12 protein-coding genes and 2 pseudogenes are annotated in these 13,188 nt (G+C 64.4%); 8 read left to right on the top strand and 6 right to left on the bottom strand.

All coding sequences use genetic code 11. The features are described 5' to 3' along the window. Window positions 1-3: 3 nt before the first annotated feature. From pimC to M2427_RS20125, 6 genes and pseudogenes are all read left to right on the top strand, one after another. Entirely contained in the window at window positions 4-1,194 is a 1,191-nt protein-coding gene (gene pimC / locus M2427_RS20145; protein ID WP_280708320.1) for a pimeloyl-CoA dehydrogenase large subunit, read from the top strand. 93 nt (window positions 1,195-1,287) lie between these two features. Beyond that, window positions 1,288-2,430 carry a pimeloyl-CoA dehydrogenase small subunit gene (gene pimD / locus M2427_RS20140; protein ID WP_280708319.1) on the top strand — a complete coding sequence of 381 codons (1,143 nt, stop codon included), beginning with the start codon at window positions 1,288-1,290 and terminating at the stop codon, window positions 2,428-2,430. A 132-nt stretch (window positions 2,431-2,562) separates the two neighbouring features. Further along, window positions 2,563-2,643 (top strand): annotated as a pseudogene (locus tag M2427_RS42120) (short-chain dehydrogenase); the annotation flags it as partial. Beyond that, a pseudogene (locus M2427_RS20135) lies at window positions 2,631-2,744 on the top strand (SDR family oxidoreductase); the annotation flags it as partial. The pseudogenes M2427_RS42120 and M2427_RS20135, both read left to right, overlap by 13 nt. 86 nt (window positions 2,745-2,830) lie before the next feature. Further along, window positions 2,831-4,330, top strand: a complete 1,500-nt coding sequence (glpK, locus tag M2427_RS20130) for a glycerol kinase GlpK (RefSeq protein ID WP_280708318.1) — start codon at window positions 2,831-2,833, stop codon at window positions 4,328-4,330. A gap of 209 nt (window positions 4,331-4,539) precedes the next feature. Next, on the top strand, window positions 4,540-5,133 hold the full coding sequence (locus M2427_RS20125) for a GNAT family N-acetyltransferase (protein ID WP_280708316.1): 594 nt from the start codon (window positions 4,540-4,542) through the stop codon (window positions 5,131-5,133). Between the two features lie 59 nt (window positions 5,134-5,192). Here the strand turns inward: M2427_RS20125 and M2427_RS20120 are convergent, their stop codons facing one another. From M2427_RS20120 to M2427_RS20100, 5 genes are all read right to left on the bottom strand, one after another. After that, complete coding sequence (locus tag M2427_RS20120; protein ID WP_280708315.1) at window positions 5,193-7,019, bottom strand: di-heme-cytochrome C peroxidase; 1,827 nt, start codon at window positions 7,017-7,019, stop codon at window positions 5,193-5,195. Window positions 7,020-7,063: 44 nt separating this feature from the next. After that, window positions 7,064-8,455 carry a Dyp-type peroxidase gene (locus tag M2427_RS20115; RefSeq protein ID WP_280708314.1) on the bottom strand — a complete coding sequence of 464 codons (1,392 nt, stop codon included), beginning with the start codon at window positions 8,453-8,455 and terminating at the stop codon, window positions 7,064-7,066. Window positions 8,456-8,460: 5 nt separating this feature from the next. After that, the gene (locus M2427_RS20110) at window positions 8,461-8,913 is read right to left on the bottom strand and encodes a hypothetical protein (RefSeq protein WP_280708313.1); all 453 of its coding nucleotides are present in this window, start codon (window positions 8,911-8,913) and stop codon (window positions 8,461-8,463) included. 287 nt (window positions 8,914-9,200) lie between these two features. Continuing rightward, window positions 9,201-10,361, bottom strand: coding sequence for a BBP7 family outer membrane beta-barrel protein (locus M2427_RS20105; RefSeq protein ID WP_280708312.1), 1,161 nt, complete (start codon window positions 10,359-10,361; stop codon window positions 9,201-9,203). 158 nt (window positions 10,362-10,519) lie between these two features. Further along, window positions 10,520-11,467, bottom strand: coding sequence for a threonine/serine dehydratase (locus M2427_RS20100; RefSeq protein WP_280708311.1), 948 nt, complete (start codon window positions 11,465-11,467; stop codon window positions 10,520-10,522). A gap of 61 nt (window positions 11,468-11,528) precedes the next feature. On the opposite strand from M2427_RS20100, the gene M2427_RS20095 reads away from it, so the two are divergent. Beyond that, window positions 11,529-11,831: a helix-turn-helix domain-containing protein gene (locus M2427_RS20095; protein ID WP_280708310.1), complete on the top strand. Its 303-nt coding sequence runs from the start codon at window positions 11,529-11,531 to the stop codon at window positions 11,829-11,831. 15 nt (window positions 11,832-11,846) lie between these two features. Here M2427_RS20095 and M2427_RS20090 read toward each other — a convergent pair whose 3' ends face one another. Then, a complete protein-coding gene (locus M2427_RS20090; RefSeq protein ID WP_280708309.1) occupies window positions 11,847-12,272 on the bottom strand; it encodes a DUF6636 domain-containing protein in 426 nt (141 codons plus the stop codon). A 151-nt stretch (window positions 12,273-12,423) separates the two neighbouring features. Between M2427_RS20090 and M2427_RS20085 the strand changes: the two genes are divergently transcribed. Then, window positions 12,424-13,053 (top strand): glutathione S-transferase family protein, encoded by a 630-nt coding sequence (locus M2427_RS20085; RefSeq protein ID WP_280708308.1) that lies wholly within the window; start codon window positions 12,424-12,426, stop codon window positions 13,051-13,053. Window positions 13,054-13,188: the final 135 nt, after the last annotated feature.

Raw genomic sequence — 13,188 nt, 5'->3', positions numbered from 1 at the left:
CCGATGGATCTCGCATTCACGAAAGAAGAGCAGGCGTTTCGCGAGGAAGTGCGGTCGTTCTTCCGCGACAACGTGCCGCCGGATACGCGGCGCAAGCTGGTCGAGGGCCGTCACCTCTCGAAGGACGAGATGGTGACGTGGTGGCGCATCCTCAACAAGAAGGGCTGGGGCGTCAGCCACTGGCCGACGCAGTATGGTGGCACCGGCTGGACCTCTGTGCAGCACTACATCTTCAACGAGGAGCTGCAGTCCTACCCGGCGCCGCAGCCGCTCGCCTTCGGCGTCAGCATGGTCGGCCCCGTCATCTACACCTTCGGCAACGAAGAGCAGAAGAAGAAGTACCTGCCGCGCATCGCCAATGTCGACGATTGGTGGTGCCAGGGCTTTTCGGAGCCGGGTTCGGGCTCTGACCTTGCGTCGCTGAAGACAAAAGCCGAGCGCAAGGGCGACAAATGGATCATCAACGGCCAGAAGACCTGGACGACGCTCGCCCAGCACGCCGACATGATCTTCTGCCTCTGTCGCACCGACGCGTCAGCGAAGAAGCAGATGGGCATCTCCTTCATCGTGTTCCCGATGAAGTCGAAGGGCGTCACCGTGCGCCCGATTCAGACCATCGATGGTGGCCATGAGGTCAACGAAGTGTTCTTCGACGACGTGGAAGTTCCTTACGAGAACCTGATCGGCGAGGAGAACAAGGGCTGGGATTACGCGAAATTCCTGCTCGGCAATGAGCGTACCGGCATCGCGCGCGTCGGCGTTTCCAAGGAAAGGCTGCGCCGCATCCGTGATCTGGCCGGCAAGGTCGAGGCCGGCGGCAAGCCGATCATCCAGGATTCGGCTTTCCGCGAGAAGCTCGCGGCCTGCGAGATCGAGCTGAAGGCGCTTGAGCTGACGCAGCTGCGCGTCGTCGCGGATGAAGGCAAGCACGGCAAGGGCAAGCCCAATCCGGCCTCTTCGGTGCTGAAGATCAAGGGCTCCGAGATCCAGCAGACCACCACTGAATTGCTGATGGAAGTGATCGGCCCGCTCGCGGCTCCTTACGACGTGCACGGCGACGACGGTTCCAACGAAGCCATGGACTGGACCGCCCAGATCGCGCCGAGCTACTTCAACAACCGCAAGGTCTCGATCTACGGCGGCTCCAACGAGATCCAGCGCAACATCATCGCCAAGGCGGTGCTGGGATTGTGATGCTCTCTCCCTCCCTCTCCCCGTTCTTACGGGGAGAGGGTTGGGGTGAGGGGCTCTCTCCGAGCAGACACTTGTTAGTTTGAGGAAACAGAGATGGATTTTGATTTGACCGAGGAGCAGCGGCTCCTGAAGGACAGCATCGACGGCCTGCTGACCGATTCCTACGATTTCGAGAGCCGCAAGAAATACATGAAGGAGAAGGGCGGCTGGAGCAAAGCCGTCTGGGGCAAGCTCGCCGAGCAGGGGCTGCTCGGCCTGCCCTTCAGCGAGGCCGATGGCGGCTTCGGCGGCGGCGGCGTCGAGACCATGATCGTGATGGAAGCGCTCGGCAAGGCGCTGGTGCTCGAGCCGTATCTGGCGACCGTCGTGATCGGTGGCGGCTTCCTCCGTCATGCCGGCACCGATGCGCAGAAGGCCGCGCATGTGCCTGGGATCGTCGACGGCAGCAAGACGCTGGCGTTCGCCCAGCTCGAGAAGAACTCGCGCTATGATCTCTTCGACGTCGCCACCACGGCGAAGAAGAAGGGTGACGGCTGGGTCATCGATGGTGAAAAATTCGTCGTGCTCAACGGCGAGAACGCCGACACCCTCATCGTCACCGCGCGTACCAAGGGTGGGCGCCGCGACACGACCGGCATCGGCGTGTTCCTGGTTCCGGCTGATGCCAAGGGCGTCACCAAAAAATCCTACCCGACCCAGGACGGCCTGCACGCCGCCGACATCACTTTTACGGGTGTCGAGGTTGGCGCGGACGCCGCGATCGGAAATCCTGATGACTCACTGGCGCTGATCGAGCGCGTGGTGGACGAAGCCCGCGTCGCGCTCTGTGCGGAAGCGGTCGGCCTGATGGACGAGTCGCTCAAGACCACGGTCGAGTACATCAAGACGCGCAAGCAATTCGGCGTCGCGATCGGCTCGTTCCAGTCGCTGCAGCACCGCGCCTCCGACATGTTCGTCGCGGCCGAGCAGGCGCGCTCGATGTCGATGTTCGCGACCATGGCTGGTGATTTCGAGAACGCCAAAGAGCGCGCCAACGCCATCGCCGCGGCCAAGGTGCAGATCGGCAAGTCGCTGAAGTTCGTCGGCCAGCAGGCGATCCAGCTTCACGGCGGCATCGGCATGACCATGGAGGCGAAGATCGGCCACTACTTCAAGCGCCTCACCATGATCGAGAACACCTTCGGCGACACCGACTATCACCAGCGCCGCGTCGCCGATGCGGGTGGGTTGATCTGAGTCTCTCCACCACCGTCATTGCGAGCGAAGCGAAGCAATCCAGTCTGTCTCCGCGGCGACATCTCTGGATTGCTTCGTCGCTTCGCTCCTCGCAATGACGGAGTGAATGGCATCAGCGGAGCCCCTATAACAATGAAAAACACCCCGTTTGATCTCACCGGCAAGGTCGCAATCGTCACCGGCTCCAGCCGCGGCATCGGCCGCTCCGCCGCATCGGCGAGCCCGACGAAATCGCAGGCGCAGTGGCCTATCTCGCCTCGGATGCCTCGAGCTTCATGACCGGCCAGGGGCGCGCTCCGCTCATCCCACCTTGACCTCTCCGCGGCAATCCCGTTTCTTTGGCGCGACACAACGACCCCCTTCAGGGAAACGCCCAAAGAAAACGCCAAGGTAAGCTGCCATGTCTTTCGTCCTCGCCATCGACCAGGGCACCACCTCCTCGCGCGCGATCGTGTTTCGCAGCGATATTTCGATTGCCGCCCGCGCGCAGCAGGAGTTTCCGCAGCATTTCCCGGCCTCGGGCTGGGTCGAGCATGAGCCGGAGGACATCTGGACCTCGACCGTGATGGTCTGCCGCGACGCGATCGAGCGGGCCGGCATCACGGCCAAGGACATCGCCGCGATCGGCATCACCAACCAGCGCGAGACCACCGTGGTGTGGGACCGCGCCACGGGGCAGGCCGTGCACCGCGCCATCGTCTGGCAGGACCGCCGCACCGCGGACGTCTGCTCCAGGCTCAAGCACGACGGCCGCGAGCCGCTGATCTCGCAGAAGACGGGCCTGATCATCGATCCCTATTTCTCCGGCACCAAGGTCGCCTGGATCCTCGACCACGTCCCCGGCGCCCGCGCGGCCCGCGGCGAGCTGATGTTCGGCACGGTCGATTGCTACCTGCTCTGGCGCCTCACCGGCGGCAAGGTGCACGCCACCGACGCCACCAATGCCTCGCGCACGCTGCTGTTCAACATCCACACCGGCCAGTGGGACGACGAGCTCTTGGAGATCATCGGCGTGCCGCGCTCGATGCTCCCCGAAGTGAAGGACTCGTCGGCCCGCTTCGGCGACAGCACGCCTGATCTGTTCGGCGGCGCGATTCCGATTTGCGGCATCGCCGGCGACCAGCAGGCCGCGACCATCGGCCAGGCCTGCTTCCGCCCGGGCATGATGAAGTCGACCTACGGCACCGGCTGTTTCGCGCTGCTCAACACCGGCTCCACGCCGGTGGTATCGAAGAACAAGCTGCTCACCACCATCGCCTACCAGCTTGACGGCAAGCGCACCTACGCGCTCGAGGGTTCGATCTTCGTCGCGGGCTCGGCCGTGCAATGGCTGCGCGATGGCCTCGGCATCATCAAGCACGCGGCCGAGACCGGACCGCTCGCTGACCAGTCCGACTCCATGCAGAGCGTCTATCTCGTGCCGGCCTTCGTCGGCTTGGGCGCGCCCTACTGGAATCCGCGCGTGCGCGGCGCGCTGTTCGGCCTCACCCGCAACACCGGACCTGCCGAGCTTGCGCATGCTGCGCTGGAGAGCGTCTGCTACCAGACCTTCGATCTCTGGGCCGCGATGCGGGCGGACTGGCCGAGCTCGGAAACCGCGAGCGTCGTGCTCCGCGTCGACGGCGGCATGACCGCGTCGGACTGGACCATGCAGCGCCTCGCCGATCTCCTCGACGCGCCGGTCGATCGCCCGGTGATCCAGGAGACCACGGCGCTGGGTGCGGCCTATCTCGCCGGCCTCAACGCGGGCGTCTATCCCGAGCCGACCAAGTTCGCCGACAATTGGCGCCTCGAGCATCGCTTCAAGCCCAACATGAGCGATGCCACCCGCGAACGAAAGCTCGCCGGCTGGGCCCGCGCGGTCAAGGGCGTGCTGGCGAGCGACGAGGGCGAGGGGTAGGCGGCTTCTTGTAACCAACACCGCCGTCGTCCCGGCCTAGTGCGCAATTGCGCACGGGGGGCCGGGACCCATACTCCGCAGCACATGTTGCGAACGGGACTCGTCGTTCCAACACCGCAAAACAATTTAGACTCGTGGTTATGGGTCCCGGCCTTCGCCGGGACGACGTTGAATATCAGGCTCGCGCTGAGCCTCACTGAGAGAATCCCATGATCCTCCCCGACGGCTATTCCGACATCCCCACCGGCAAGATCGCCGCCGTCGTCACCCATCTGGAAATGACGGCACCGCCCCAGCGCCGCAACGATCCGCCCGGCGCGTGGACGCTCCGCGAGGTCGATGCGCCCACGCTTCCCTGGTACCGCGATCTCTTTCGTCGCGTCGGCGAAGAGTGGCTCTGGACATCGCGTGTGCGCTTGAACGATGCAGAACTCGCCGCGATCATCCAAGCCCCGGGCATTGAAATCTACGCTCTCGTCGTCGACGGCCGCGACGAAGGCCTGCTCGAGCTCGATTTCCGCGACCCCGGCCAATGCGAGCTGGTCTATTTCGGCGTCACCACGGGCCTGATCGGCACCGGCGCCGCCCGCTTCCTGATGAACCGCGCGCTGGAGCACGCATGGTCGCGTGACGTGCGTCGCGTCTGGGTCCACACCTGCACCCTCGATCATCCGTCAGCCGTTGCGTTCTACCAGCGCTCCGGCTTCATCCCGTTCCGTCGCCAGATCGAGGTGGCGGACGATCCGCGGCTCGATGGCACGTTGTCGCGAACGGCGGCGAAGCACGTGCCTGTTATCGAATAGGACACGGCTCCCTCCACTCGTCATTGCAATGACGGAGTGTGGGGCGCGGCCTCATCCCCTCACATCGTCTTCAAAAATTCCACCAGCGCCCGCCGCTCCTGCGGCGTCAGCAGGCGTCCGATCACGCCGGCCTTGCCATTATTGAACTCGTGCCCGGTGTTGTAATTGCCTCGGAGCCTGGTATCGAGCTCGAAGCCGCCCTCCAGTCGGTCGGTGCGATATCCGACATTGACAGGATCATATTCGCGGTTGCCGAGGTAGAATTTTGTCGGGCGCTCGCTGGCCGGCGACAGCAGGGCATAGAGGTTGGGCACCGAGCCATTGTGCAGGTACGGCGGCGTTGCCCATATCCCATTGAGCGGACGCGCCTTGTAGGCCAGCGGCGCCTGGATGCCGTTCTCCCGGTAGCCGTTCAGCTCCTCGCGCTGTTCCGGCCCGACCGGCGGTGTCTGGCCGTCATACCAATGCTTGATCGTCTTTTCGGTGACGGCACCGAGCGCCGGGCCAAAACTGTCGGTGGCGATATCGAGCTCGCGCGGTACGGTGACCTTGCGATTGAGCATATCCTGGGCCTGCGCCGGGTCGGTGCCGACTAGCGTGATGGGGACGACGTTGAGGCGGAGATAACGCTCACCGGGATAACGCTCCTGCGTCCTGTTGTCCGGAAGCGACCAGCGATCGGACGTCCAGAACTCGGCGCTGCTCACCGGCGGCAAATGGCATCCCTGGCAATGCTCCTTGTAGAGCGTCGCGCCTTGCGCGGCGAGCGCCTTGTCGACTGGTGGAAGCTCGGACGGCCATTGCGGTGACCTCAATCCGGTGAATCCCGTCTTTGCATTCGGTTGCTTCCCGGCCAGCGATTTCTCGATCCTGTCGAGGTTCATGATCTCGACGCCCGAGTTGAAAAGCCCGCCGCGCACGCTTGTCAGGTTGATCATCGCGGATACGCCCATGGCTTCACCCACGTTGCGCACCATGGGCTGCTCGATCGATGCGTTGTACTGGACCCAATCGAACCACGAGGCGTCCCAGATGCGCGGGAAATGCACGGGCGCCGAGGTGGCGGCGTAGTTGGCGGGAATCTTGAGGTCGACGGCAAAGACCTCGTTGCCGATGCGGTTCAACGCGTCGAGCCTGCCGAACCCTTCGACGACGCTCTGCGGGGCAACCATGGTGTCGAGATCGGAGAGGCCCTTGCCCTGCGCCAGGATCTTGTCGAGCTGCGCAAGCAACTCGGTCTTTTCCACCTCGTTCGGGTCTGGTCCGATCACCCTTTCGGCGAACCGATCGAAGCGGAACGGAACGAAGCGCGTGAATGCCAGCGAGAGCCCGAGCGCGGTCCGGAACTTGCCGAGATCGGTGAGCGCAGGGCCGCCGTCGACCAGGAACTCCGTTCCCTGATAGGTGAAGCGTCCGGTGTGGCACGCCGCACAGGTCAGTCCAACCCGCGTCATGTCGACGTAAGGGGCCCGTGGATTTTTCCAGGGTTGTGCGGTGGCGTCGACCATCGCCTTGCCGCGCGCCATGCCGATGGGCAATCCAAGCTTGGGATCGGCCGGATCGGGAATGAATCCGAAACGATCGAGATAAACAGGGTCGCTCAGGAGTCTCACCGACGTCAGCGATATCTCCGGCCGTTCAAGGGCCATGAACCATTCGTACGGGATGTGGAACGTCGCCGTTCCCTGATCGGCGTGGTGAACCCATGCGCGTTGATCCGTCCAGTTCTGGTCGAGCCAGCGGGTCTTCTGGGCTGCCGGATAGTCCGGCAGCTTCACCTTGATCCCGTCATAGACCTTGGCGACGTAAGGGTAGCCCACCCATCCCGCGATCACGATGACCGCGGCAATTGCGAACGAGAAGAGCAACGCCAGTGTTCTCGCCATTTCGCTCTCCTTGATAATCTCTTGAAGAACTCAGCCTGAAGCGATCATGAGGTCGTGCCCGCCGGGGGATCGGCAAAGGATCGCAATGCGGCGATGCCCGGCAGAAAGAAGTATTCGCCGCCTCGCGTGCTCACGAACGCCGGCAGTCCGGCCAATCGACGCCGCGGCGCGCCGGCGCGCGGGATCGTGAAAGTGCCGCTGCCGTCGTTGCCGCCGATCATCGGATCCTTGTCATTCCCGAGGCCGGCGAAGTCGCCGTCATTGATCCAGACCTTCTGGACGAATTCGAATTGACGGCCGATGTCGGCGTTCACCAGCAACATGATGGCGCCGCGCGCGGCGCCGTCATCGGCAGCCGCATCCGCAGGCAGGTGCGACCCATAGGGCAGACCCTGGCGCAGCAGCCGATGCCGATGGACGGATGCGCCATTCGGGCCCGTCAGCCCAGAGCGCGGATTGAGGCGCCGCACATGAGCTCCTATCGGGCAGTTCGTTCCCTTGAGATCGTCGAGATAGGTAAAGTCGTTGTTTCGCTTCTGGTCCGCAGCGAGGGCCGGGTCGTCGTGCTCTGCTGCCAGCGCCAGTGGTGCGCCACTTTGCCAGCGTCCCATCATCTTCGCCTTCAGCACCGCGACATCGTTCTCGTCGGCCGCAGAGCGCCGCAGAAAATCCCGGAAGGCAAACACATGTTGGTGCAGCTTGCGCAGCACCACGAAGCTGCCGTTGCGGCCGAAACATGCCGGGCTGGGCAGGTCAGGCACTGCCCCGGTCTCGTCGGGCTGCCCGAGCACGAACTCACCAGCCTTCAGGGCTCGCCAGCCGCCTGCATCAGGAATGCCCGCGCCGGGCAGAACCGGCTCCCCGCTGCCCTCGATGGCGGGCTGCGTAATTCCGTCGCGATAGCCGAAGTGCTCGACCGGGACCGGCCTGCCATCCGGCCCGGCCAATAATTTCGCATCGATGGTCGCTGTCGCGGCCAAGCCGTTATCGCTGATATCAGACAGCAATGCTGCCGAAGCGGCATCGCGATCCGCCAGCCTCATCGCGCTGACCACGACAAGCGCGTGCACATCGCTGCTGTTGAACGGTGCGTCCCAGCGCGCCGGAGCGCTGTCGCCGACATCGCCGAGCCGGTCGGCTCGCGCAGCCATTCCTTGCTGGAATTCCTGCGGGAAGCTCGACAAGCTCGGCTGCGGCGTGCCGATCGCCGACAGACCTTGCCAGGACAGTGCGACGTTGAAGCCCAGCGAAGGCGATGCGTCCAGGCCCGCTACGGTGGTGCATCGCCCGGCTACGCCACCGAACCATCGCCGGGCCCGAGCGGGGTCGCTCACGCTGAGCAGATGATAATGCGCAACCGGGAAACGATACGGCCGCATCGCCATGCCCTGGATATCGGTCCGATCCAGGTTGCTGGCATCGGATGGGGCAGGCATTTCCGTCAACCGATCTGGTCGAGGAATTTGTCGAACTTGCCCTTCCAGTCCAGTGCCTTGTTGATGTCGGCGACGGTCGAGTTCGGATAGGCGCAGTAATAGCCGGTGGTTTCGATCGCGCTTCCGAGAATGTAGTCGCGCAGCTTTGGGAAATCGCGCGCGCCCGGATACCCTTCGCAATGGCCCCAGATCGCGTCGATCCCTTCGGGGGCCCGCTCGGCGAAATCGCGCATATAGTCTTCGACGCCGCCGTCGAAATTCGTTGCAAACAGCAGGCGCGTGTCGTTGTCGAAAATGACCCAGCGCACGATATGGATGGTTCCGAGAGACGCGATCTTGCCGCCGTTTGCGGCGGTCAGTCCCTGAAGTGTCTTGCGCAGCGCGTCGGCGTGATCAGGAAGGATCTTGGTGATCGCGGTCAGGGCGCTGATCTTACCCATGGTCATTACAACGGACATGGCAATTCCTCCCGGTTGTCCGCCCGACCCGTTGCAAACGGATCAAATGCGGCGTGGCTGCATCGTGTCCCCCGATTGCTTCGCAAATGCATTTTACCAGCTTTGCAACTACAGTGTGTGAAGTGCTTCACGGATCGCCAGCGACTTTCGCCGTCGCGCAGGTGCGCGATGCCGACAGCCGTGTGCCGATCATCAAATGGTGCAGGGTTGCTTCCCCACCGTCATGGCGAGAGCTTGCGACAAAATTGCGAAGCAATTTGCGCCGACGCGACGAAGCTTCGTCGGCCTCAATAATTATACCGCACGCCGAAGCTGAATCCCTGCGCGACCAGGTTCGTCGTGTTGAACACCGGCGCGGGCCGGTTTGGGCCGCCGCCGGCGGCCGGCGGCGTGAGGTTCGGATTGACGGTGGTGTCGATCAGCCCGCCGGCACGTTGCACGCCGGTCCAGTACATCACGTCGTAGCCGGCCGTCAGGCGCCAGCCGGGTGCAATCTGGTAGCCGGCTTTCAGCGACAGTTCCGGTACCACCGCGAAGCGGGTCTGGTCGTAACGGCCGATATTGCTGGTCGCCGCAAGGAAGCCGCCCGGGGCCGTCCCGGTCACGGCGCCGAAGGCAAAAGCGCTCGAGCCCGAAATGTCGGCGCTGTTGATGACGGCGCCAAGCGCCACCTTGCCGCGCCACTCCAGCGACCACGGGCCGCCCCGCCAGTCGCCGGCGAGGCCGAGATCGAGGCCGTGAAAATTGCTTGCCGCCTTGAAACTATCGGAGGGCGTGAAAGTGCCGAGGCCGACAAGGGTTGCGGTATCAGAGATCGTCAGCCTGTCCGACGAGCGCAGATAGCGATAGCCGACCAGCGCGCTGACGCGCTGTCCGCTCCACATGCCGATGTCCTGGCGATAGAGTGCGCCGGCGCCGAGCAGGCGCGACGTTTCGCTCGCGCTGACGCTGCCGGTGGCGAGCCCGGGAAATCCAAGGATCAAGGAGTCGGGCAATCCGGTCAGCGCGTTGGTGAAGGGCCGCATCAGGATCGGATTGGCGTTGCTGTCGGTCGCAAAGCCGGTCGACAAATTCTCCAATCCGAAGAACGAGGCCTCAACGCCGCGACTGCGTTGCGGATCGAACCAGTAACCTGCACTGATACGGCCACCCGAGCGCCAGTCTTTGTTGACGCTGGAATTGCCAAACAGAACGGTGGTGGTCGGCGCTCCGAGCACGCCGGCGACGGCCAAGGGCGTGCCGACAGGTGCCGTGGTCACCAGCGCCGGCAGCTTGTCGCCGGTCACGCTCCAGGCGAGGTAATCGACCTCGGCCCAGAACGGATTGAAATGATCAAGCTTTGGCGGGGCCTTCAGCGGCAAATCAGCGGCGCGTGCGCTCGCTGCGCCAAGCGCCGTCGCCGCTAAGGCCATCCCAATCGTGACAGCACAAACTGCACGCCGATTCATGTCCAGTCCCCAAGTCCGAGGGGAGGGAACCATGCGGCATTTTGTTGGGCAAGGCGGAGTTGAGGGAGCTACGGAAGGAAACCGGCGGCTGTTGCCGCAAAGCCTCGCTGCCAAATGGGCCACGGCTGCCTCCACGACGTGTTAGCGTCGTCACGCCGCTACCCCTCGAAATTCACCGCCGTCGTATTCGCCCCGCAGACCAGCACAGCGATGCGCTCGCCGGGCCCGGGCCGATAGCGGCCCGAGAGCAGCGCGGCGAATGCGGCTGCGCCGCCGGGTTCAGTGACCAGCCGCAGGCGCGACCACAGCGCGTTCTGCGCCTGCCGGATCGCATCGTCGCTGACGAGGACGACGCGCTCGACATGGGCGCGGGCAATCGGAAACATCAGCTCTCCGACGCGCCGCGGCGCGAGGCTGTCGGCGGCGAGGCCCCCGGCCGGCGCGTCGACCGGGGCGCCTGCCGCGAACGCGCTGTGCAGCGTCGGCGACAGCTCCGGCTCGACGGCAATGATGCGCGTCCGGCCTGATGTCCACGCCGCGATGCCGCCGATCAGCCCGCCGCCGCCGACGGCGACCAGCAGCGTGTCGATATCGGGCGCGTCCTGCTCCAGCTCGAGCCCGACGCTGCCCTGGCCGAGCAGGGTCTCGGCCTGGTCGTAGGCGTGAACGGCAAGCGCGCCGGTCCGCGCGACATGCGCTTCGCTGGCCGCGAGCGCATCGGCGTAGCGGTTTCCGGCGATGACGAGCTCGGCGCCATAGCCCCTGATCCGTTCGGCCTTGGCGGGCGAGGTGATGTCGGGAACGAAGATCGTGGCGGGAATTTTGAGCCGCTGCGCGGCATAGGCAACGGCGGCACCGTGATTGCCGCCGGACGCCGCGACGACACCGGCTTGCGGCACCTGCCGCAGCAGGAGATTGGCAAACGCGCCCCGCGCCTTGAACGACCCGGAATGCTGCAGCAGCTCGAGCTTGAAGGTGACGGGCGCGGGTGCAAGCCCGAAATCGGCAAGGTCGGCCTGGAGCAGCGGCGTGCGCCTGATGTGCGGGCGGATGACGACCTCGGTCGCCGCGATCCGTTCGCGGGTGATGTCTGATGGTGCTGTCATAATGGCGAATACTAGCGCGTCCGGGTGTTGACATCAATTAGGTAATTAGCAAAATGGCTAAATGAGATACGCGACCGCCATGCGCGCGCTGGCCAATCAGCGCCGTCTGCAGATCCTGGAATGGCTACGCGACCCCAGGAAACATTTCCGCGCGCAGGTCGACGGCGATCTGGTCGAGGACGGTGTCTGCGGCCTCTTGATCGCCGAGAAGCTCGGCGTCAGCGCGCCGACGGTGAGCGAGCATATGCGGGTGCTGACATCAGCAAAGCTGGTGCGTGCCAAGCGCATCAAGCAGTGGACCATGTACAAGCGCGACGAGACCGCGATCGCGGCCTTCAAGCGCGCGATTCAGGATGGACTCTGAGGGCAGCTGTCACGCTCAAAACACCTCCTGCCTCCCCCGCGCCAGCGAAAACCCGTGCTGCATGGCGTTGAAGCACGTCAGCCCGGTCTGCTCCGAGCGGCAGGTGAATCCCGCGCGCTGCCAGATCTCGCCATAGGCGAGCACCGGAAGTGACGGGTCCATGACGGTGTCGCCGACGCAGATGCGCGCGGAGCCGCCTCTGGCGTCACCCCTGGCGGTCATCGCGAAGGCGTGGCCATAGTCGAGCTCGCAGTCCGGCGGCCGTCGCGGCGGCGTGTCGATTGTCATGATGTCGCAGCGAAGCATGTCCTGGCCGTTGTCGGCGAAGACCTGGCAAGCGATGTTCTTCGATGGCATCTGGAAGCCGATCGAACGGTCCTGCGCGCGCGCGAGGTTCGCCGCGGCGAGCAGGGCGAGTACGGTGAACGTACGTGACAGCATGACAAAACTCCCGGCTGGTCGGCGGCCCATTGATTCCTTGATGTTGCGCTGTACGCAATGCTCTCCTTCCAAGAAATTTGTTGCGGACGCCGCGCAATGACGATGAACTGGTCGGCCCTGCCTTGTCCAACGCCAGAGAAGAGCGAGAACCATGTTCCTGATCGGCCAATATGATTCCCCCTTCGTCCGCCGCGTCGCGATCGCGCTGCGGCTCTACGGCCTCGGCTTCGAGCACAAGCCGTGGTCGACTTTCGGCGATGCCGATAAAATTGCGCCGTACAATCCGCTGCGCCGGGTGCCGACGCTGGTGCTCGACGACGGCGAGGCGCTGATCGAGAGCACGATCATTCTGGACTATCTCGATGAGCTCGTCGGGCCCGAGAAGGCGATGCTGCCACGAAGTGGCGTCGAGCGTCGCAAGCATTTGCGCATTTGCGCGCTCGCGACCGGCCTCGGCGACAAGGCGGTGAGCCTGCTCTACGAGCGCGTGCTGCGGAAGGAGCAGCTCGCGCTATGGGTCGATCGCTGCCAGGCGCAGATCGGCGACGTGCTCGCGGTGCTGGAAGCCGAGCGAGCGAAGGTGACGACGCCGTACTGGCTCGGGACGCGCATCGGTCACGCCGATGTCGCCGTCGCCTGCGTCGTCAGATTCACCCGCGAGGCGCACCCGCAACTGTTCGATGTCGCGCGCTATCCCGCACTCGCAGCCCACGCCGATCGCTGCGAAGCGCTGGCACCGTTCAAGGAGATCGTCCAGCCACTGGCGCCGCCGAAGGGGTGAGGTCCTTGTCCCGGACGCGGTGCAGCGTGCAACGCTGCGCCGCAGAGCCGGCAACTGTTATGTCGATGGGGCGATCATATAAGGTTTTCGGTCGCGCATCATTGCGTTGAGCACGGTTAGAAGCTTCCTGGCGAC

Origin of the sequence: Bradyrhizobium sp. BR13661, assembly GCF_029892425.1 — a bacterium.
Taxonomy (GTDB): Bacteria; Pseudomonadota; Alphaproteobacteria; order Rhizobiales; family Xanthobacteraceae; genus Bradyrhizobium.
This window is presented reverse-complemented; position numbering and strand designations above follow the sequence as displayed.